At 39.0% G+C, this 21,562-nt stretch carries 18 protein-coding genes; 15 read left to right on the top strand and 3 right to left on the bottom strand.

Annotation, left to right across the window (positions count from 1 at the left end):
* The first annotated feature begins 190 nt into the window (after positions 1–190).
* Both nadA and ruvB read left to right on the top strand, forming a co-directional pair.
* On the top strand, positions 191–1,192 hold the full coding sequence (gene nadA, locus KGY70_03930) for a quinolinate synthase NadA (GenBank protein ID MBS3774310.1): 1,002 nt from the start codon (positions 191–193) through the stop codon (positions 1,190–1,192).
* 12 nt (positions 1,193–1,204) lie between these two features.
* Entirely contained in the window at positions 1,205–2,233 is a 1,029-nt protein-coding gene (gene ruvB / locus KGY70_03925) for a Holliday junction branch migration DNA helicase RuvB (GenBank protein MBS3774309.1), read from the top strand.
* A gap of 39 nt (positions 2,234–2,272) precedes the next feature.
* On the opposite strand, the gene KGY70_03920 is transcribed toward ruvB, so the two are convergent.
* The gene (locus KGY70_03920; protein MBS3774308.1) at positions 2,273–2,950 is read right to left on the bottom strand and encodes a Crp/Fnr family transcriptional regulator; all 678 of its coding nucleotides are present in this window, start codon (positions 2,948–2,950) and stop codon (positions 2,273–2,275) included.
* A gap of 140 nt (positions 2,951–3,090) precedes the next feature.
* Here KGY70_03920 and KGY70_03915 point away from each other — a divergent pair, with 140 nt between their 5' ends.
* The gene (locus tag KGY70_03915; protein MBS3774307.1) at positions 3,091–3,522 is read left to right on the top strand and encodes an OsmC family protein; all 432 of its coding nucleotides are present in this window, start codon (positions 3,091–3,093) and stop codon (positions 3,520–3,522) included.
* A 369-nt stretch (positions 3,523–3,891) separates the two neighbouring features.
* On the opposite strand, the gene pheS is transcribed toward KGY70_03915, so the two are convergent.
* Positions 3,892–4,908 carry a phenylalanine--tRNA ligase subunit alpha gene (gene pheS / locus KGY70_03910; protein ID MBS3774306.1) on the bottom strand — a complete coding sequence of 339 codons (1,017 nt, stop codon included), beginning with the start codon at positions 4,906–4,908 and terminating at the stop codon, positions 3,892–3,894.
* 2 nt (positions 4,909–4,910) lie between these two features.
* On the bottom strand, positions 4,911–5,216 hold the full coding sequence (locus KGY70_03905) for a hypothetical protein (GenBank protein MBS3774305.1): 306 nt from the start codon (positions 5,214–5,216) through the stop codon (positions 4,911–4,913).
* Between the two features lie 413 nt (positions 5,217–5,629).
* Here KGY70_03905 and KGY70_03900 point away from each other — a divergent pair, with 413 nt between their 5' ends.
* From KGY70_03900 to KGY70_03845, 12 genes are all read left to right on the top strand, one after another.
* Positions 5,630–6,730 (top strand): hypothetical protein, encoded by a 1,101-nt coding sequence (locus tag KGY70_03900; GenBank protein MBS3774304.1) that lies wholly within the window; start codon positions 5,630–5,632, stop codon positions 6,728–6,730.
* Between the two features lie 328 nt (positions 6,731–7,058).
* Complete coding sequence (locus tag KGY70_03895; protein MBS3774303.1) at positions 7,059–8,549, top strand: oligosaccharide flippase family protein; 1,491 nt, start codon at positions 7,059–7,061, stop codon at positions 8,547–8,549.
* A gap of 136 nt (positions 8,550–8,685) precedes the next feature.
* Positions 8,686–9,120 (top strand): dUTP diphosphatase, encoded by a 435-nt coding sequence (gene dut / locus KGY70_03890; GenBank protein MBS3774302.1) that lies wholly within the window; start codon positions 8,686–8,688, stop codon positions 9,118–9,120.
* 11 nt (positions 9,121–9,131) lie between these two features.
* Complete coding sequence (locus KGY70_03885) at positions 9,132–10,136, top strand: hypothetical protein (protein MBS3774301.1); 1,005 nt, start codon at positions 9,132–9,134, stop codon at positions 10,134–10,136.
* Positions 10,137–10,142: 6 nt separating this feature from the next.
* A complete protein-coding gene (locus tag KGY70_03880) occupies positions 10,143–11,921 on the top strand; it encodes a tetratricopeptide repeat protein (GenBank protein MBS3774300.1) in 1,779 nt (592 codons plus the stop codon).
* A complete protein-coding gene (locus tag KGY70_03875; GenBank protein MBS3774299.1) occupies positions 11,911–12,720 on the top strand; it encodes a DUF4292 domain-containing protein in 810 nt (269 codons plus the stop codon). The genes KGY70_03880 and KGY70_03875 overlap by 11 nt, the downstream gene beginning before the upstream one ends.
* Positions 12,717–13,898: a peptidoglycan DD-metalloendopeptidase family protein gene (locus KGY70_03870; GenBank protein MBS3774298.1), complete on the top strand. Its 1,182-nt coding sequence runs from the start codon at positions 12,717–12,719 to the stop codon at positions 13,896–13,898. Before KGY70_03875 ends, KGY70_03870 begins: the two co-directional genes overlap by 4 nt.
* A gap of 90 nt (positions 13,899–13,988) precedes the next feature.
* A complete protein-coding gene (locus KGY70_03865; protein MBS3774297.1) occupies positions 13,989–14,387 on the top strand; it encodes an ATP-binding protein in 399 nt (132 codons plus the stop codon).
* Positions 14,387–14,815, top strand: a complete 429-nt coding sequence (gene ybeY / locus KGY70_03860; GenBank protein MBS3774296.1) for an rRNA maturation RNase YbeY — start codon at positions 14,387–14,389, stop codon at positions 14,813–14,815. The genes KGY70_03865 and ybeY overlap by 1 nt, the downstream gene beginning before the upstream one ends.
* Positions 14,816–15,002: 187 nt before the next feature.
* Positions 15,003–16,877 (top strand): tRNA uridine-5-carboxymethylaminomethyl(34) synthesis enzyme MnmG, encoded by a 1,875-nt coding sequence (mnmG, locus tag KGY70_03855; protein MBS3774295.1) that lies wholly within the window; start codon positions 15,003–15,005, stop codon positions 16,875–16,877.
* 166 nt (positions 16,878–17,043) lie between these two features.
* Positions 17,044–18,684, top strand: a complete 1,641-nt coding sequence (gene ade, locus KGY70_03850; GenBank protein MBS3774294.1) for an adenine deaminase — start codon at positions 17,044–17,046, stop codon at positions 18,682–18,684.
* A gap of 85 nt (positions 18,685–18,769) precedes the next feature.
* Positions 18,770–20,590, top strand: coding sequence for an excinuclease ABC subunit C (locus tag KGY70_03845; GenBank protein MBS3774293.1), 1,821 nt, complete (start codon positions 18,770–18,772; stop codon positions 20,588–20,590).
* Positions 20,591–21,562 lie beyond the last annotated feature (972 nt).

The raw sequence follows: 21,562 nt of genomic DNA, 5'->3' as shown, positions 1-21,562 counted from the left end.
TATTCACCATTTGTTTATAAGTTGGCTATTGTTTTTTATGTCAGGAGTGAAAATTTAAAATGCTTGTTAATTCAATATGAATTGAATTTTAATTTTTACATTTCAAAGAAATCTTCAAGAAAAAAACAAACAATATTAACCGGACATATTTATCATCATTAGGGTTTAAAATAAAAAATATAATAATAATATGGATGTTAACAATCTCAACATAAAAGAAAAAGGGTTCATAGACAAACCGGTAGATCCCAATATAGATGTGGTCGGTGAAATAGAACGGATGAAAAAAGAAAAAAATGCCGTTTTACTCGGTCATTATTATCAAACCAGCGATATACAGGATATCGCAGATTATTTGGGTGACAGTTTGAAACTTTCTCAGGTTGCTGCAGAAACAGATGCTGATATGATTATCTTTGCGGGTGTACATTTTATGGCTGAAACTGCTAAAATATTAAGCCCGGAAAAACAGGTGATCATACCGGATCTCAATGCAGGGTGTTCTCTGGCTGAGTCATGTCCGCCTGATAAATTCAAAGAATTTAAGGATCAGTATCCCGGTTATACGGTTATCTCTTATGTGAATACAACGGCTGAAATAAAAACCATGACGGATATATGCTGCACTTCAACCAATGCATTGCATATTGTAAATTATCTTCCAAAAACGGAAAAAATTCTTTTTGCTCCAGATCAAAATCTCGGGAATTATATCAAACGGATTTCCGGAAGGGAGGATATGGTCGTTTATCCAGGTGCCTGTCATGTTCATGAAGAATTTTCAACCCAGCGAATTGTAGAGCTTAAAAAGGAGTATCCGGATGCAAAACTCATTGCCCATCCTGAATGTGAAAAACCCATTCAGATTATGGCCGATCATATTGGGTCCACATCGTCCTTGTTGAAATTTGCAAAACAAGACAATGCCAAACAATTTATTGTAGCCACCGAATCTGGGATTATTCATCAGATGAAAAAGCAGAATCCGGATAAATACTTTATTGTAGCTCCTCCAAAAGATTCCACATGCGGCTGCAGCGACTGTTATTTTATGAAAATGATCACCATGAATAAAATTTACAACAGTTTGAAATATGAAGAGCCTACTGTTGAGCTAGACCGGGAAACCATTGAACTTGCCAGAAAGCCAATTGACAAGATGCTTGAAATATCGAGAGAATTGGGCCTTTAAAATATTTTTATTATGGATGAAGAATTTAACATCCGTGAAGAAGGATCAAGTAAGAAAGAAGCAGAGTTTGAACAAAAACTCCGTCCTTCTTATTTTGATGAATTCCAGGGTCAGGGCAAAGTAGTGGAGAATCTGAAAGTTTTTGTTGAAGCAGCAAGAATGCGGAATGATGCTTTAGACCATGTGCTTTTACACGGGCCTCCGGGTTTGGGAAAAACTACACTGGCCAATATTATTGCTTACGAGATGAGTTCCAACCTAAAACTCACTTCCGGCCCAGTATTGGACAAACCCGGAGATCTGGCCGGGCTGTTGACCAATCTTGAAAAAGGGGATGTGCTTTTCATTGATGAAATACATCGTCTCAGCCCTATAGTAGAAGAATATCTTTATTCTGCAATGGAAGATTTTCATATTGATATTGTTATTGATAAGGGGCCCAGCGCGCGGTCCGTACAGCTCCAGGTTAATGAGTTTACACTTATTGGAGCCACTACCCGGTCCGGTCTTTTGACCAGTCCCCTGCGTGCCCGGTTTGGTATTAGAGCCAATCTGGAATATTATGATTATACCGTGCTTAAGAACATTATTCTCCGGTCTGCAAAAATTCTCAATATAACCATTCATGATGACGCCGCTGAGGAAATTGCTTCAAGAAGCAGAGGAACTCCCCGTATAGCCAATGCCTTGTTGCGACGTGTAAGAGATTTTGCACAGGTTAAAGGAAAAGGATATATTGATATGGATATTGCCAAATATGCCCTGGAAGCTTTGAACATTGATAAACACGGGCTGGATGAGATGGACAATAAAATCCTGTCCACCATTATCGATAAATTTAGCGGAGGGCCGGTTGGTATTACTACCATCGCTACGGCTGTTGGTGATGATAGTGGAACCCTGGAAGAAGTTTATGAACCTTTTCTTATAAAAGAAGGCTACCTGCAACGAACTCAGCGGGGAAGGGAAGTCACTTTTTTAGGATATAAGCACTTAAACAGGGAATACAATAAGGAAAACGGGCAGAAGCGGATTTTTTAATACTTAAAACACATTTCCGCTTTTAGCCAGTTATAGGTATTATCCAAAAGCATTGGAGATTTTCTCGAGTTTCTTGATATCAAGCAATCGTATTTTTCTTCCTTTCAGATCAATGAGTCGATCCTGTTTGAACTCCGACAGCAAACGGATAACCGATTCAGTGGCAGTTCCTACAATATTGGCCATTTCTTCACGGGTTAAAGAAATTTGTAATTCATTGTTATCATCCAGTCCAAAGTTATCTTTTAATTTGATCAGAACCTCTGCCAACCTTTCTCTTACTGTTTTTTGTGCAATATCAGTGATATAGGAATTGGCTTCACCAAGTTCCTTGCAGCTTTGTTGCAAAACGTCCATAGCAAAATCACCATTATTTCGTATAATGGATATAATCAAATCACCCGGAATAAAGCAAAGCGTACTTTCCTGAATGGTTTCTGCCGAAGAACAGGCAAGCTCACCGCTTAAAATGGAGCGGTAGCCAATAATATCACCGGCCTGTGCAAAATATATAATTTGTTCCCTTCCATCAATGCCGGTTTTATAGATTTTTACAATTCCCTCGTTGATACAATATAAACCATTTGTTCGGCTGCCTTCCTGGTAAATATCCGATCCTTTTTTATAGTTTTTACAGGATTTGTTTTCATTCAGCATCTTCCTTTGTTCGTCGCTAAGATGTTTGAATACTGTATCATTACTATTAATGCAGTCCATATTGTCAAGCAGGTTTAAATTCCATTAAAATGAACATATATAGATTTATTGATAGATTCAGATGAATTGAAACTGTACTATTTCAACAAAATTAATATATTTTTGTTGTATATACTCTTAAATGTCTAAAATAATGCGATATGGACACATCAATCACTTTATCTCATGTAAAAAAGATGCAGTTTGAGACCGAAATCAACGGTCATAAAATTACAATAGATGCCTCACCTAAAGTGGGAGGTGAAGACAAAGGCCCCTCCCCTAAGCCCTTAATGCTGGTCTCACTAGCCGGTTGTACAGGGTTGGATGTTATCAGTATTCTTGGAAAAATGCGTGTCGAATTGGATGATTTTGATGTAGAAGTTCAGGCCGACCAGACAGAGGAACATCCCAAACATTATTATAAAATGCATGTAATCTATCATTTTAAAGGAAATGATCTGCCTGTGGATAAACTGAAGAAGGCGGTTAATCTCTCAGAAGAAAGATATTGCGGAGTAAGTGCTGTTTATAAAAAAGCCATTGATCTGACTACTGAAATACGGGTTAACGGGAAAACTATTGAAAATTAATTTTGTATTTTATTGTAGGTAGAGACATCCCGCGGGATGTCTCTACCTACAATAAAATCAGATCTCAGTTTTTATAACTTTAAATAATAGTTAAATAGTTGATAAATAGACTTTAATTCAATAATTGGACATTTAATTTTAGTTTTATATAATGCAATATTTGCATATAGATTATTAATTACAATGAAATATATCATACATAAAAGATTGATTTGTTAAATCTATCAAAATTTGCACTCTATTAGTAGATATATCATTTTATAAAATTAGATTTTAAAAATTAATGCTTATTAATACTTTATTATCAGAAAATTATAAACATGTCTAATTATTCATTCAATTTTGTTGAGGTCTGAAAATACCATAAAATTACAACTTTGCTTTAAACTGTTCCAAAAAGCGTATATCGTTCTCAAAATATAGCCTTAGGTCGTTTACATTGAATTTTAGCTGGGCAATTCTTTCTATCCCCATACCAAATGCAAATCCTGTATATTTTGTGCTGTCAATGTCTGAACTTTCCAGAACATTGGGATCTACCATACCGCAGCCCAAAATTTCAAGAAACCCTGTGTATTTACATATTTTACATCCTTCGCCTCCGCAAAGCGTACAGGAAACGTCCATTTCAGCCGAAGGTTCGGTAAAAGGAAAAAATGAAGGGCGAAAACGGATTTCTGTTTCCTTTCCAAACATTTCCTTGGCAAAATACAGAAGGGTTTGTTTCAAATCTGCAAATGATACATTTTTATCAATATACAATCCTTCTACCTGGTGAAAAATGCAATGAGCCCTGGCACTGATGGCTTCATTCCGGAATACCCTGCCCGGAGAGATGGTACGGATAGGCGGGTCGGTTTTTTCCATTACCCTTACCTGGGCTGAGGAAGTATGCGTGCGTAGAAGTATATCGGGATTGCGTTGAATGAAAAAAGTATCCTGCATGTCCCTTGCGGGATGTGCATCCGGGAAGTTTAATGCGGAGAAGTTGTGCCAGTCATCTTCAATTTCCGGTCCCTCTGAAATGGTAAAGCCGAGCCTTGAAAATATTTCAATTATATCTTTTCTGGCAAGGGTTATGGGATGCAGGCTTCCTGTTTCATCCGGGTAGGAAGGCCGGGTTACATCCTGTATTTTTTTACCGGAACTGCTTTTTACTGATGATTTAAGCTCATTTACCTTTTCCTGGGCCTTCGTTTTTAATTCATTGATCTTTTTCCCAATCTGAGGTTTATCCTCATTGGGTACATTTTTGAACGCACTCAAAATTTCATTCAAAAGCCCTTTCCTTCCCAGATATTTAATACGGAAGGCTTCAATTTCCTCCGGGTCATTTGAATCAAAGTTCTCAATTTCCCTCAGATATTCATTGATTTTGTCTATCATTCCTATATAATTTTCTTGAATTCAAAATAATTGATTATGCCTGTTTTATATATTTCTTCTTCATAGCCATATTTTTCCGGGTCCTGATTTTTTAAGATTTTTTTATCTTCTTCCTTAATGAAATTCATAATGTATAGGGAAGCAAAATTAATAACTTTTGTTTTAGTAGCCTGATCCAATTGTTGAAAACCATATCCCATTTCCTGAACTCCAATTAAAAACAAGATATTATGAACATCCGGTGGAATATTAAATTGGGATTGAATATATTCCTGGATGGATTTCCACACATTTTCCTTATTATTCATCTTACAGATTATTAATTTTTTATATACAGTTCCTATAAAATGGTGAATAAATAATGGATTAATTTTTTTAAGGATGCTTGATAATAATTTTTCTTATCTTTAAATTCGCGCCTGCCAAAATACCTCATATGATTTTTATTTCGGGAGAACGTATAGCATATCATATACTTATTATCGTGTTTTTGCTTTGCGGTATATGCTTCTTTTTTTCTTCGCATAATAACACATTCAACGACTCTGCCCGTCAATACACCCAATTGTCAATTGCTTCCGGATTTTCAAATCATTCTTTATTTAGCCTTTCCAAAGAAACAAATAATGCTCATGAAAACAAAATTTTAATTCCATCAAACACAATCGAAAAATTAAGCTCAAACCATTCAAAATCAATAAATAAAACAGCATGTTTCCACGTGGAACATGTTTTAGGTATTTCTGTGGCTGTTTCTGATATTGATTGGGTTAAGACAGAAAATGAAGGGATTACTTTTCATCCGTATGCATTGATCGGGTTAATTGCTGTTTTGGTTTTGATTCACCTGGGATGTTTTTTGTATATTAAAAGTCTTAAGAGTGAAAAGGCCGGATTCAAATCTCAACTTGCCAGAAAAACCCGCGATATGGAGCGGCAAAAAGAAGAACTGCAGACTCAGATTGAGTTTACTACCATACAAAACCACAAAATCGAAAAGCAAAATCAGGAGCTTAGGAAACATCGGCAAAACCTTGAAAGTCTCGTTAAAAAACGGACCAAAGATTTGGAGGAAGCCAAAAGAAAGGCTGAAGAGTCCGACAGACTTAAAAGTGCTTTTTTGGCCAATATGTCACACGAGATACGGACCCCAATGAATGCCATTGTTGGGTTTTCAAATATTTTATTTGAAGATAATCTTTCCGGGAAGGAACAATATGAGTTGCTCAGGCTAATCAACGATAATACCAACCATTTATTGAAATTGATTGAAAACCTCATAGACATCTCAAAAATTGAAGCCGATGAACTAAAATTTAAATACAATCCCATTGACCTTAATAACTTGCTGGAAGAAATCTATTTTGAATATTTGGATTTGAATGATTTAAAAAATAAAGGAATTTCTCTTACGGTGGATAAACAGGAGGAGGAAGAGGATGTTTATATCTATACAGATTCCTGGCGGCTTCATCAAATTATTTCCAACCTGATAGATAATGCTGTTAAATTTACCCAATCCGGTAAAATAGTTTTTGGTTATCGGATACGTAAAACCCAATCCGGTAAGACTTTAGAATTTTATGTTCAGGATACGGGAATTGGTATGAGCAAAGAACAACAGAAACATATTTATGAGATTTTCCGAAAAATGGATCATAACCATACCAGTTACAGCAGTGGAACCGGCATAGGGTTAAGCATTTGCAAGAAGCTGGTGGAAGGCTTGGAAGGAAATATATGGGTGGATTCTGATGCGGGTAAAGGTTCTACTTTTTACTTCACGCTTCCCTATTATGAAGTTAAAAATTTTTCTTTTTAATTTCGCCTTCGCGAAGCTTTGGTTGCTTACGCTAAAGCTTCAGCGACAGCGTGCGGAGCAAGGCAACCCCGCATTAGAAAAACCGGTTTTTTGCGAAAAATAATGAGGCAAAAAGCCTGGTTTTTCAATAGCGTCAGAAACCCGCATCTACAAAGTTTTGCTACATGAAGATGAAGAACATGCGGGTTCAATGGAGATTGATTTGAATTACTTAAGCTTTGCAGCAATATGATATTGTATTACAGAATTCTAATAAACTTGAACAACAATTAATTATTTTTGAATAATTAAGGTTTGGTAATCACTTTGGCTTTAAAACGTAATAATCGTGCAGCAGTACAGGAGATTAGCAGGACAGACCGCCCTCTATGGGCTGGGAACCATAGTTCCCCGTTTTTTGAATTATGTTGTCCTTACCCCGTTTTATACACATATTTTCAGTCTGGAACAATACGGCATTGTAACAAACCTGTATGCCTATGTTGTATTTTTGCTTATTTTGCTTACCTATGGACTGGAAACCGGTTACTTCAAGTTTACCAAATCGGAAGACGATCCCGGGAAGGTTTATTCCACCATCATGGCTTCCCTTCTTTCCACCTCCCTTCTGTTTATATTGGTAATTTTGCTGTTCAATCACCCCATTGCAAAAATTCTGGAATATCCTGACCGGCAATATCTGATTGTATTGTTTTCTTCTGTTGTGACCATTGATGCTTTTTCTTCCGTTCCTTTTGCCAAACTCAGGTTTGAAGGAAAAGCTAAAAAGTTCGGATTCCTTAAAATATTTAATGTTGTTGTCAATCTCTTTTTCAACTTTGTCTTTTTTGTTGGATTCCCCTACCTTAATGCTCATTATCCTTCCTCTTTCCTGTTGGATTTTTATGATGCTTCCATAGGAGTAGGTTACGTTTTTATTTCTAATCTGTTTGCCAGTGCAATGACATTGCTTCTTTTATTGCCTGAAATAAAAATTTTACCGGGTTTGATCGACCTGAGGCTGTTGAAGCGGGTATTGAAATATTCCCTTCCCTTATTGATGGTAGGACTTGCCGGAACCATAAATGAAGTAGCCGATAAAGAACTTATCAAAAGATTTGTTTCTGATGAAAATTCTCCTATGAGACAAGTTGGTATTTACGGGGCCAATTACAAACTGGGTATGCTGATGACCATATTTATCCAGATGTTTAGGTATGCCGCCGAACCTTTCTATTTTACCAAGATGAAGGATTATGATGCCAAAGAGACTTATGCCAAGGTTATGCGTTATTTCATTATTTTTGGCCTGTTTATTTTTCTGGTGGTTAACTTATATATTGAAATATTTAAGTATTTTATAGATTCCAAGTTTCACAGTGGCCTTCATATTGTTCCGATCATATTATTAGCCAACCTTTTCCTTGGCATCAATTACAATCTTTCCATTTGGTATAAACTGTCCAATTTAACCAGATATGGCGCCATGATTGCTTTGTTGGGTGCAGCAATAACCATTTTCATGAACATTGCCCTGCTTCCGGTTTATGGCTATGAAGCATCCGCCTGGACTACCCTTATCTGTTATTTCACAATGATGATGGTTTCCTACCTTCTTGGAAGAAAGCATTATTTTATTCCTTATGCATTAAAATCCATACTGTTCTATTTTGTTATTGCCCTCGCCATCTATTTTATGCAAAATTTTATACATTATCCTTCCATTATCCAAAAAAATCTTTTTAATTCTTTATTTTTGCTCTTATTTCTCTGGTTCGTTCTGAGAAAAGAACGGATAACAATCCGTGATATAAAAACATTTATCGGCATTAAGCGTTAACCTATGAAACCCGCATGCAGCAAGTTTTACTACAAAAAAATTACTGACATGCAGGTTCATTTAACATATAGGCAAAATCTGTGAATTTAGCCACAGAATCAAATTAAAATATAGATTTTTATAAACTGTTATAATAATGAAAGTTAAGATCGTCAACCAGTCGAAGAATCCTTTGCCCCGTTACAGCACTGTTGATTCTTCGGGAATGGATTTACAGGCCAACATAGATGAGCCCGTCAAACTTAAACCACTTGAAAGATCACTGGTTCCTACAGGAATATTTATTGAACTGCCCTCAGGATACGAGGCCCAGGTACGTCCGAGAAGCGGTTTAACCCTCAAAAAGGGTATCACCGTATTGAATACCCCGGGAACCATTGATTCGGATTACCGTGGAGAAATCGGGATCATTCTGATCAATCTGTCAAATGAAACTGTTGAAATTACTCCCGGTGAGAGAATCTGCCAGATGGTGGTTTCCAGAGTAGAGAAAATCGAATTGGAAGAAACCAGTCAAATCAATGATACTGCGCGTTCAAGTGGAGGTTTTGGACATACAGGAACACATTAAATATAAAGCATATGAAGATTATTATCCCTATGGCCGGTATGGGAAAAAGAATGAGGCCCCATACTTTGACTACACCCAAGCCATTAATTAAAATTGCCGGTAAGGCTATTGTCAATCATCTGGTGTATGAAATCAAGGATGTACTCAACGAGAAAATAGAAGAGATTAATTTTGTTATTGGTGATTTTGGCGATTTTATTGAAAACGAACTTCAGGAACTGGCCCACGAACTTGGAGCCAAACCGGTAATATCTTACCAGGATAAGCCTTTGGGCACCGCTCATGCAGTTTATTGTGCCCGTTCATCTTTAGAGGATAAAGTTATTGTTGCATTTTCCGATACTTTGTTTAAAGCGGATTTTAAACTGAATACAGAGTCCGACGGAATTATCTGGACCAAAAAAGTGGAAGATCCCAGTGCTTTTGGTGTTGTTAAAAAAAATGGCGAGGGTTATGTTGAAGGGTTTTATGAGAAACCTGAAGAATTTGTTTCGGATGAAGCCATCATTGGAGTTTATTATTTCAGAGAAGGCGAAGAATTGAGAAAGGAGATAGAATACCTTTTAGAGAATGAAATTCTGGTTAATGGAGAATATCAGTTGACCGATGCTCTGGAAAATTTGAGAAATAAAGGGAACCGGTTTACAACTTCGGTTGTTAATCAATGGTACGATTGTGGAAACAAAGCTGCAACAGTGGTGACCAACCGGGAAATTCTCAAATACTATCATCATAAGGAATTGATTGACGAATCGGCTGAAATTGACAACAGTGTCGTCGTTGAACCCTGTTATATCGGAAAAGATGTCAAATTGAAAAATTCTGTTGTGGGTCCCTATGTTTCCGTAGAAAATAATACTTGTATAAAAAATTCGTTGATAAGTAACTCACTTGTCCAATCGGATACACACCTCGAAAGAGTTAATATCGTTGACTCCATGATTGGAAATAATATCAATATGGAAGGGAAACCGTTGGATTTGAGTGTGGGAGATTATACAAATATCAAATTGTGAGGTTGTATGCGGCTTAATGTAGGAATTGTTTTGTTGGGTGTCATTTTTTTGGGTATCAGTGGCTGCAGTGTGATGGATAATATTGGAATCACCGGGAAAGAGAAGGCTCCGGAAGATACCGTTTATCAGGTTTTACCTGAAAACAAACAGGTTGAATACCAGTACAAATATATTCAGGCGATAAAATTGCGCTTAATGGGTAATACAAGTGATGCCCTGGAATATCTTAATCAATGTATTGATATAAAGCCTCAGGCGCCTGACCCTTATTATCAGAAGTCTCTGATAGGCTCCCAGCTTGAAGAATACCAGGAAGCCATCCGTTTTGGAAGAAAAGCTGTCCTATACGGACCCGATAACAAATGGTACAGAAAAAATCTGGCCGGTCTTTATCTTAGAAATGAAGTGCTGGACAGTGCAAGAATGCAATATGAATATCTCGTGGAGGAGTTGAAAGTTAATGATCTTGATATGGTCTTCAGACTGGCTCAGCTTTATCAGGAAACAAATAAATATCAGGAAGCCCTTACATATTACAATGAGCTTGAAGCTCGTGTTGGTGTGAATGAACGGATCAGTCAGCGAAAGAAGATGATTTATGCCAAAATCGGTGAGAAGGAAAAGGCTTATAGAGAAATAAGAAAGCTTATCGAAAAACATCCTGACGAATCCAAATATTATGGAATGCTGGCTGAATTATACGCGACATTTAATGAATACGAAAAAGCTGAAAAGATGTATAACCGGCTTTTTGAGATGGATAGCAACAATAAGCTGGGCCAGATTTCACTGGTTAGGTATTACAACAACAAGGGAGAAGTTGATAAAGCCCTGGAAACCTATAAGAACCAAGTGGTACCTAATCAATCCGTTGACTTTCGCGATAAGATGCTCATCTTTATGAATTTTTTACAGGAAACCGAAAATCTTACACAATATGCTGATCAGTTGAGACATTCGCTGGATTCGTTAGGATCTTATTATTCTGATAAAAGCGAAATTGATGCCCTTTATGCCGATCTATATTTAAAAACAAATGAGTTTCAAAAAGCTTCCGGGCATCTGGAAACCCTGGCTACCGGTCCGGAAAGCAAATACATCTATTGGGATCAGCTTTTATCCATATACAGCTATCTCGGTAAATTCGAAAACATGTTTCAATATGGACAGAAGGCACTGCAAGAATTTGATAAACAACCCAGAATATATTTGTTAAGCGGTATAGGTGCCTTACAGACCAATAAACCGGATTCCGCTTTATCCTTATTAGAAAAAGGGATTCAATACGTTGAAGACGATAAGTCCATGCGTGTACAATTTTACATCCAACTTGGAGAAGCTTACCATCGAACAGAAAATTATGAACAATCGGACCATTATTTTAAAAATGTGCTTGATTTGGATCCCAATAACAAAATTGTTTTGAATAATTACAGCTATTACCTTTCCCAGCGGGAAGAGAAATTAAAAAAAGCACTTGGATACAGCCATAAGGTTATTAAGGATGAACCCAATAATCCCGTCTATCTGGATACTTATGCATGGGTACTTTATAAGATGGGAAAATTATCAGAAGCAAAAAAATATATTGAGAGAGCTATTAAAAACGGAGGCAATGAAGATGCTGATATCCTTGAACATTACGGAGATATTTTGTATAAAACCGGAGATGAGGATAAAGCTATACAGATGTGGAAAGAGGCCAAAGACAAGGGAAATCAGTCGGATCAACTGAATTATAAATTGGAAAATAAAACTTTACCCGATCAATCCGATGAAAATTAACGTTTTATTGCTTGTTGGATTTCTATTTATACTCAGCTTTTGTGGTCCTCAGAAAGAATTGATTCAAACTGCCCCCGATTTACCGGAAGCATCTGACCGGTTGTATCCTTTTGTAGAAGAACGAAATACTCCATATCGGAGCTTAACCATAAGGAATATAAAAATTAATTTTTCTACCCCAGATAACAATTCCAGTTTATATGGTTCATTGAAGATGATAAAAGACAGTGCCATTTTAATCTCATTGAGAACAACCTTGGGTATGGAAATTAGCCGTCTTTTATATACGGAAGATAGTGTTAAGATGCTGGATCGTCAGAATAAAAAAGCCTATTTTACAAATTATAACCGGCTGAGTGAAATTGCCCCGCTGGATTTTGATTTTCGGCTTTTACAGTCCATTTTCTCCGGTAATATACCGGAAAATTATCGCAATGCCCAAATGCCGGAACCTAAACTCACCCGTGATTCTGTGGAGAATGAGGTTTATCTTGGAACTTATGAGGCACCACATGGAAAGGATTATATGAATTTTTACGGATGGATTTATGAAGATCTGGCTCGGCCTTCTCATTTGGTTTTCTATAAAGATGAGGAAAATAAAAAATTTACTGTGAAATTTCTGGATTATCAAAAAGAAGCCACCCACCTTTTTCCCGACCGGGTTGAAGTTGTGTTTGATCAGTTTAATCAGTCTCACAAACTCACTTTAAAACTGAATGGTATCTCTCGTAATGAGTTTAACGATATTCAAATGGATATACCTTCTTCCTATAAAACCATTTATCATTCGAAATGAGAATATTGTTAAATATTGTTATTGTAATACTTATTTTATTGGATTTTGGTATTTGCCAGGGGCAGTCAAAAGAAGAGTTAAGAGAAAAGATTGAGCAAAAGGAACAGGAGATTGCTACTGCCAGTCAGCGACTGGATGAAACCCGGGCATCAAAAGAATCCTCACTGAATGAATTGTATTTGCTCCAAAGAAAAGTTGAACTCAGAAATGAACTAATCGATCACCTCAATAATCAAATCAACGATCTGGACCGGAACATACAGCAAAACGAGGAATCCATCGATCAATTGGAAAGTGAATTGGAGAGCTTAAGGGAAAATTACGCTAAAATCATTTATACTGCTTACAAGCACAAAAAAGGGTTCAACAAGCTCATGTTTATATTGAGCTCAGAAAGTTTCAACCAGGCTTATAAAAGAATTAAATATTTAAATCAATTGGCCCAATACAGGAGGGATCAGGCGCGGAAAATACAGGTGAAGAAAGGAAAACTGAAATATAGGATTAAGGAGCTTCAGAATCTCAAGGATGAGGAAGAGCGGGCCCTTAACCAGAGAAGATCCGAAAAAGAAAGATTGAATAACGAGAAATCCCGGATGCAAAATCAGATTACCAATTTAAAACAAAGGGAGCGTCAACTTCGTGAGGATATTGCTCAAAATGAAAAGGTGGTTTCCCGTCTGGAAGATGAAATACAAAAAATTATTGCAGACGAACGGGAACGGACAGATGTTTGGAAAAATATGTCTGCAAGACAAAAAGAAATTTCCCAGGCCTTTGAGAATAATAAAGGTTCCATTCCCTGGCCCGTTTCAAACGGCATCATAGCCAGAAAATTCGGGGAAAATTCTCATCCGGTTTTGGAAAATATCAAGCTCTTTAATAACGGTGTAGATATAAGCGCTTCACAAAATTCAGCGGTGAAATGTATATGGACAGGGGAGGCCCGAAGAGTGTTTTCCATTCCCGGTGCCAACCTTGCTGTGATTGTCAGACATGGCAATTACCTTTCCGTATATTCCAACTTAACCGATGTAGATGTGGAAGTAGGAGATATCATCAATCGAGGTGAAACCATCGGGCATGTATATCAAGATGAATCAAGCAATGAAAACATTCTGCATCTTGAAATCTATAAAGAGGATCAAAAACTGAACCCGGAAGATTGGTTGGAATAAATTTATTTAAGATTTAATTATACTTTTTATGGATTTTTTTGTAACAAATCATTAAATTTACAGTATAAAAATAGCGACCAGAAGTTTAATATGAAAAAATATATTAACATCGAATCGAAAATTGACAACGTAAGCCTTATAGAAAAATTTATTGACGATTTTTCTGAAGAAAACAAGATTAATGCCGACTTGTATGGCAAAATTCTTATAGCCACCATAGAGGCGGTGAATAATTCCATTGTTCATGGCAACAAGGAGGATGTTAATAAAAGTGTTTATCTGGAGATGCAAAAAGAAGGGAATCAGATCAAAGTTTATGTGAGGGATGAAGGAGAAGGCTTTGATTATGAGAATATTCCCGATCCTACCATACCTGAAAATCTGGAGAATATTCATGGCCGGGGCATTTATCTTATGAATCATCTTGCTGATGAGGTCAATTTCTACAATGATGGGTCTGTAGTGCAAATGATCTTCAATCTGGAGTAATGCCGGTCAACATATTCTATAATTATTCCGCATTTCCTACACCTTCTCAGAATGAGATTATACATCTTGCTCAATACGTCTTACAGCAAGAAAACGGGAAAACCGGGCAGATCAACATTATTTTCACTGATAACGATGAAATATTTTCATTAAATGCCCAATATCTCAATCACCATTATTATACCGATGTCATTGCTTTTTATTACAGCAGATCCGGACCGGTAGAAGGAGACATTTTTATAAGTCTTGATAAAGTGGATGAAAATTCCAAAACTTATCACTCAGGGTTTGAAAATGAATTGATACGGGTTATTGTGCATGGAATTTTACATCTTATTGGTTATACCGACAATACTGATGAAGAAAAAGAACGCATGCACCGGCTCGAGGACAAATACATAGAGCATTACAATTTGAATCTCCGTTAATTTGGACAAGCCTAAACGAAAACACATTAAATTTCTTGGAAGCATCCTGTTTGGTTTTGGCTCATCCAATTTAGGTTAGAATATACTATCCGTTTCTTTCTACGTTTTTATATTAATTTTGCTGCATTTGATACAATTTAATGCAGCGTTTAATTATTGTAGAGGATTATAACCGGGTATATACATTATGAATCCAAAATATGATATAATTGTCATTGGAGGCGGCCATGCGGGAAGTGAAGCCGCAGCCGCTGCGGCCAATCTGGGTTCGAAAGTGCTCCTGATCACCATGGATATGACCAAGATTGCCCAGATGTCATGTAATCCCGCAATGGGAGGCATTGCCAAAGGTCAGATAGTTAGGGAACTTGACGCTTTGGGAGGATATAGCGGTATTGTTACCGATGAAAGCATGATTCAGTTTCGAATGCTGAACCGCTCAAAAGGACCTGCCATGTGGAGTCCGCGGGCACAGTGCGACCGACTTAAATTTTCCAGGATATGGAGAGAGAAGCTAGAATCCATTCCAAATCTTGATTTTTGGCAGGATATGGTAGTAAAGCTGATAATTAAGAACGATACCGTTTATGGTGTTGAAACCCGGCTTGGCATTACCTTTTATTCGAAAACCGTTATCCTTACAGCGGGTACCTTTCTAAACGGCCTGATGCACATCGGAGCCAATAAAATACCCGGTGGTCGGGCAGGTGAACGTGCTTCTACCGGAATATCAGAACAGCTTCTTGACTTTGGATTTGAGACAGGTAGGATGAAAACCGGAACTCCCGCCCGCATTGACGGCAGAACCATTGATTATTCCAAATTACAGGAACAAAAAGGCGACGAACACTGGAAACAATTTTCATTTCTTCCACTAAAGGATGTCATGCAGGTTCAGAAAAGCTGCTATATTACCTTTACCGATCCCAATGTGCATAAAATACTGGAAAAGGGTTTTGATGAATCACCGATGTTCAATGGGACCATTCACAGCATTGGCCCCCGGTATTGTCCCAGTATAGAGGATAAAGTAGTGACCTTTTCCGATAAGAATGCCCATCAGCTCTTTCTCGAACCAGAAGGAGAAAATACCGTAGAATGTTACCTCAATGGGTTTTCTTCTTCATTGCCCTGGGATGTTCAGTATGAAGGCATCCGTAACTTACCGGGTTTTGAGAATGCAAAGATGTTCAGACCCGGCTACGCCATCGAATATGATTTCTTTTCTCCAACTCAGTTGCATTATACTATGGAGACCAAAAAGATCAGCAATCTGTTTTTGGCCGGCCAGGTGAACGGAACTACAGGGTATGAAGAAGCAGGTGCCCAGGGGCTCATTGCCGGCATCAATGCCCACCAGAAAATTCAGGATAAAGAAGAATTTGTTTTAAACCGGGATCAGGCGTACATTGGTGTTTTGATTGATGATTTGATCACCAAAGGGGTGGATGAACCCTACCGAATGTTCACATCAAGGGCTGAATACCGGCTTTTGCTTCGCCAGGATAATGCCGATATCAGGCTTACTGAATTAAGTTATAAACTGGGGCTTGCCTCTGAATACCGGTATAATCTTTTAAAGGAAAAAATTTCCTACCGGGACCGAATTTTGAAGTTTATCCGGAATTACAGTACTCCACCCGATGAAATCAATCGTTTGCTAAGCCAATTAAATACTTCGCCAACCCAACAAAAACGAAAACTGGTGGATATTCTTTTAAGACCCCAGGTAAATATTTATCAATTGATCGAATACGTTCCCCAATTAAAGGAACTGTATAATTCCCTTCCGGAGCGGAGGGATGAGATTATGGAAGCGGTGGAGATCATCATCAAGTACAGTGGCTACATAGACCGGGAAAAACAGATAGCAGGTAAACTGAGCCGGCTGGAGCATATTCGTATAAGGGAGAACTTCAATTATGATCAGATTCAGTCCCTGTCCATCGAAGCACGGCAGAAACTGAACCGCATACGGCCAAAAACCATTGGACAGGCCTCACGTATCAGTGGTGTTTCTCCTTCAGATGTCAGTGTATTGCTGATGTATCATGGAAGATAATTTAATGTTCCACGTGGAACATACACATAATGCTGTATGAGACCCACATGTAAGAACCTTAACAAAAAGAACCTAATTAACATACGGGTTCCATGGCGAATGAAGCATAAGCTCAAATTTTGAGCTTCTATTTAATGGAATTACAAACATATAATCAGACTTTATCATGAAACAATCCAATAACATCATTACAGGCCAAATCGTAGATATTCCCGGCCGACAGATTTTTCCCGGGAAAATTCATATCGAAAACGGGATAATACGAAAGATAGAGCCAAGCCGTGAGTCGACAGATGATGGCTATATTTTACCCGGTCTTGTGGATGCCCATGTGCACATTGAAAGCTCGATGCTTTCTCCGCAGCAATTTGCAAGAACAGCGATTCAACATGGAACGGTGGGTACCGTTTCCGATCCCCATGAAATTGCTAATGTGTTGGGAGAAGAAGGTATCCGGTTTATGGTATCCAATGCCGGTTCTGCTCCTTTAAAAATTAATTTTGGCGTTCCTTCCTGTGTTCCGGCTACGCCTTTTGAAACTTCCGGAGCTGTGATCGATAGCCGGAAGGTCAAAAATTTGCTTGAGGAAGATCAATTCGGATATCTTTCCGAGATGATGAACTTCCCGGGTGTCCTTGCAAGAGATGAAGAAGTGATGAGCAAAATTAAAGCTGCCCAGGCTACCGGTCGCCCTGTAGATGGACATGCGCCCGGTTTGCGGGGAGATGATCTGAAGAAATATATCGATACAGGTATTACCACCGAACATGAATGCAACACCTATGAGGAAGCCAAAGAAAAAATGGAGAAAGGAATGATGATTCAGATAAGGGAGGGTAGCGCTGCACGAAATTTTGATGCTTTATGGCCATTGATTAAGGAACATCCCGATCAGGTAATGTTATGCAGTGACGATCGCCATCCCGATGATCTTGTTAAAGGCCATATCAACCTTTTGATCAAAAAAGGCCTGGAATACGGGTTGGATATTTTTGATCTGCTGAAAGCCGCCACCTATAATCCCGTCTTGCATTATGATTTACCCATTGGTTTGTTGAGAGAAAATGATTTTGCTGATTTTATCCGTGTGGATGATCTGACCCAATTCAATATCCTCAGTACCTATATTAATGGAAAGTGTTATTATGACCAGGGGCAGGTCTATTTCGAGCCTGTAGCAGATCAAAGTCCCAATATTATGGAGGCCGATCCCATAAAGACAAGCGATCTGCAGGTTGATGCCGGTAGTCCCGTACGGGTTATCCATGCACACGACCATGAATTGTATACATCCTGGTCAACCGAACATCCCAAGGAAGAGGGCGGCCTGTTTTACTCTGACACCAGCAATGATATTCTGAAGATTGTTGTTTTGAGCCGGTATAAATCCCAGAAGCCTTCCGTGGGTTTTATCCGGAATTTTGGTCTGAAGAAAGGCGCTTTGGGTTCCAGCATTGCTCATGACAGCCACAACCTGATTGTGGTGGGAACCAATGACCATTCCATTGTTCAGGCAATGAATGGATTGATACAACAAAAAGGAGGCATCGTTGTTTTTGACGGAGCCGACCTCCACGGATTGCCCCTGGAAATTGCCGGTTTGATGTCCCATCAGGCTGCCGAAGAGGTCTCCGCCCAATACCACATGCTTACACAGGTTGCCGATGCCCTGGGATGTGAACTGGAGGCTCCCTTTATGACGCTTTCGTTTATGGCACTTCCGGTTATACCGGAATTGAAGATCACCGATCAGGGATTGTTTGATGTGCAAAAATTTCAGTATGTTCCCTTGCATGTTGACCAGTAACCGCCATAATTTTATAGCAAGCACAAGAGGTTATGTTCCACGTGGAACATGGGTACGGATTGTCAAATATGCTTAGGTTATAGATATGTTGGATGAATCTGATCTCTTAAATGAAAAGGTGGCTTCCCTTCCCAATAAGCCCGGAGTTTATCAGTATCTTGATAAAAAAGGTGAGGTCATTTATGTGGGGAAGGCCAAGGATTTAAAAAAGCGGGTTTCAAGCTATTTTAACAAATCGCGCTATGAAAATCACCGGCTGCAAATACTTGTTTCCCGGATTCACGACATTCAGTATATTGTAGTGGAATCCGAATCGGATGCTTTGCTGCTTGAAAACAACCTGATTAAAAAATACCAGCCCAGATATAATGTTCAGCTAAAAGACGATAAAACTTTTCCCTGGATCTGCATTAAGAACGAACCTTTTCCCAGGGTGTTCTCCACACGGAATGTGATCAATGACGGATCGATGTATTACGGACCCTATACTTCAGCCAATATGGTAAGGGTGCTGCTCGATTTGGTCCGGCAGCTTTATCCCCTGCGTACCTGTAATTATAATCTGACTCAAGAAAACATTGAAAAGGGCAAATTTAAAGAGTGTCTGGAATATCATATGGGTAACTGCAAGGCACCCTGTATCGGGTATCAGACTGAAGAAGACTATAACCGGGCTATTGAAAATATCCGGAGGATCCTGAAAGGGGACATCCAGGAGGTGATCCATTACATGAAAAATTTGATGAACGAATATGCTTCTAATTATCGTTTTGAAGAAGCCCAATCGCTAAAGGAAAAGATTCATCTCCTGGAGAAATACAAGAGCCGGTCTACGGTTGTTAACCCCCGGATAGACAATGTGGATGTTTTCTCCACCCTGGAAAAAGGCAAAAGTTTTTACATCAATTACCTGAAGGTAACCTCAGGCAGGATCGTGCAGTCCCATACCCTTGAACTGAAAAAGAAGCTGGATGAAGATCCCGGAGAACTATTGCAGGTGGGCATCACCGAAATCCGGGAGAAATTGAAGAGCCGTTCCAAAGAGCTGGTGGTTCCCTATGCCATCGATTATCCGGTGAACGGCATCAAGGTGACTGTTCCCAAGAAGGGAGATAAGAAAAGGTTGCTGGAGCTTTCCGAGCGCAATCTGAAATATTATCATTTTGAGAAGGAAAAACGGAATGAAAAAATCAACCGAAAGTTTTCAAAAACCAAAGAAATGGAGCAGCTCAGGGAAGATCTTCGTATGCAACAGCTTCCAAACCATATTGAATGTTTTGACAATTCCAATATACAGGGATCCAATCCTGTTGCTTCCTGTGTGGTTTTTCGTAACGGAAAGCCAAGCAAAAATGAGTATCGTCAATATAACATAAAAACAGTAGAAGGGCCGGATGATTATGCCAGCATGCGGGAGGTGGTTTTTAGACGGTACCGGCGTCTGCTGAACGAGGGCGAGGAGTTGCCCCAGCTTATAGTAATCGACGGAGGCAAGGGACAACTTTCTGCCGCATTGGAAAGCCTCAGGGAACTGGATATTCACAAGCAGATTACCATCATCGGCATTGCCAAGAAGCTGGAGGAGATCTTTTTGCCGGACGATCCCGTGCCGTTATATCTGGACAAAAATTCTTCAAGTTTAAGAACGATACAGCACCTGCGTGACGAAGCCCACCGCTTCGGTGTCCGGTTTCACCGGCAGAAAAGGTCCCAGTCGTTTACTTCAAATGAACTGGAAAATATACAAGGCATCGGTCCCCAAACGGCCCGAAAGCTTCTTGAAAAGTACGGATCAACTGCGGAAGTAAAAAAACTGGACCCGGAAACCCTGGAACAGGAGGTCGGTAAATCCAAGGCCAAAGCCATCATCAATCATTTTGCATCTGCAGAAAATAAAGGTGTTTAACGTTTGAGGAATGAGGCTGAGGCTGAGGACAGAAAATTCTGAGGGAAGTATTTAAATCGATCTTCCGCGAAGTCGCCCCTTCGCATTTTCGTTCCCTCGTTCTCTCGTGCCGTTGTTTCATGTTATTGAATATATGGAACACTCCCCGACTTAAGTACGGGGCAAGGATAACACACCTGGCTGCCTGACCAGCAGCAGGCGGGCCGGCAGGCAGGCAGGGATTGGACAAGTTTCACGCTGATTCATATTAGCTTGTCCGGCTTTTGGAGGATCTGTGTATATCCCTGCCCGTCCGTGTCCAAGGTTGGCTTTTGGCTACGGTTTCGCCCCATCGTTCCGTCGCTTAAGTCGCTCCAGTCGTTCTTTCGTGCTGTCGTTGAATAAATTGAACAACATAAGGCACATAGTAACCATATAGGAAAAAACATAGAAAGGACGGAGCTTACGGGACACCTTATTTTTTGTCCATCACCTTAGTAGCCATGAAATTCACCCTCCTTCGCTGACCTTATTACCTTATTGCCACCAAGACGGGTAAATAAGGTAATAAGGTTTGAGGGTTTGGGGAGCTTATGGCTACTAAAGTTTAATATATGGGAAATAAGGTTTTTAAAACTTTGGAATATTAACCTGATTTCAGCAACGGGGGTAGTAAAATGTTTAAAATTCTTATATGCCTTCTATGGTTCATAAAATTTGAATTACATACCTGCCCCGCAGCAGGCGGGGGCACATTAGGTCACATTAGAAAAATCTGCGGTTTTGATGAATTGCTCTTTCGTTCCATCTTTCTTTCATTCCATCGTGCTATCGTGCTATCGTGCATTCGTGCGCTCGTGCTGTCGGGCCGTCGTGTCTTGGTGTCTCGTTTTGTCTGTCCTTACAATTTCGCTCCATCACCCCCTCGCTTAAGTCGCCCATCGCCCCATCGCCCTTTCGTTCTTTCGTGCCTGTCGTGCGTTCAGTGTTTTC

Source organism: Bacteroidales bacterium (assembly GCA_018334875.1).
In the GTDB taxonomy this organism is placed as follows: domain Bacteria; phylum Bacteroidota; class Bacteroidia; order Bacteroidales; family UBA12077; genus JAGXLC01.
This window is presented reverse-complemented; position numbering and strand designations above follow the sequence as displayed.

Bases quoted from the DNA above. Each gene is read 5' to 3' on its own strand.
- nadA (MBS3774310.1), top strand. From the start codon at position 191: ATGGATGTTAACAATCTCAACATAAAAGAAAAAGGGTTCATAGACAAA.
- ruvB (MBS3774309.1), top strand. From the start codon at position 1,205: ATGGATGAAGAATTTAACATCCGTGAAGAAGGATCAAGTAAGAAAGAA.
- KGY70_03920 (MBS3774308.1), bottom strand. From the start codon at position 2,950: ATGGACTGCATTAATAGTAATGATACAGTATTCAAACATCTTAGCGAC.
- KGY70_03915 (MBS3774307.1), top strand. From the start codon at position 3,091: ATGGACACATCAATCACTTTATCTCATGTAAAAAAGATGCAGTTTGAG.
- pheS (MBS3774306.1), bottom strand. From the start codon at position 4,908: ATGATAGACAAAATCAATGAATATCTGAGGGAAATTGAGAACTTTGAT.
- KGY70_03905 (MBS3774305.1), bottom strand. From the start codon at position 5,216: ATGAATAATAAGGAAAATGTGTGGAAATCCATCCAGGAATATATTCAA.
- dut (MBS3774302.1), top strand. From the start codon at position 8,686: ATGAAAGTTAAGATCGTCAACCAGTCGAAGAATCCTTTGCCCCGTTAC.
- KGY70_03885 (MBS3774301.1), top strand. From the start codon at position 9,132: ATGAAGATTATTATCCCTATGGCCGGTATGGGAAAAAGAATGAGGCCC.
- KGY70_03880 (MBS3774300.1), top strand. From the start codon at position 10,143: ATGCGGCTTAATGTAGGAATTGTTTTGTTGGGTGTCATTTTTTTGGGT.
- KGY70_03875 (MBS3774299.1), top strand. From the start codon at position 11,911: ATGAAAATTAACGTTTTATTGCTTGTTGGATTTCTATTTATACTCAGC.
- KGY70_03870 (MBS3774298.1), top strand. From the start codon at position 12,717: ATGAGAATATTGTTAAATATTGTTATTGTAATACTTATTTTATTGGAT.
- KGY70_03865 (MBS3774297.1), top strand. From the start codon at position 13,989: ATGAAAAAATATATTAACATCGAATCGAAAATTGACAACGTAAGCCTT.
- ybeY (MBS3774296.1), top strand. From the start codon at position 14,387: ATGCCGGTCAACATATTCTATAATTATTCCGCATTTCCTACACCTTCT.
- mnmG (MBS3774295.1), top strand. From the start codon at position 15,003: ATGAATCCAAAATATGATATAATTGTCATTGGAGGCGGCCATGCGGGA.
- ade (MBS3774294.1), top strand. From the start codon at position 17,044: ATGAAACAATCCAATAACATCATTACAGGCCAAATCGTAGATATTCCC.
- KGY70_03845 (MBS3774293.1), top strand. From the start codon at position 18,770: ATGTTGGATGAATCTGATCTCTTAAATGAAAAGGTGGCTTCCCTTCCC.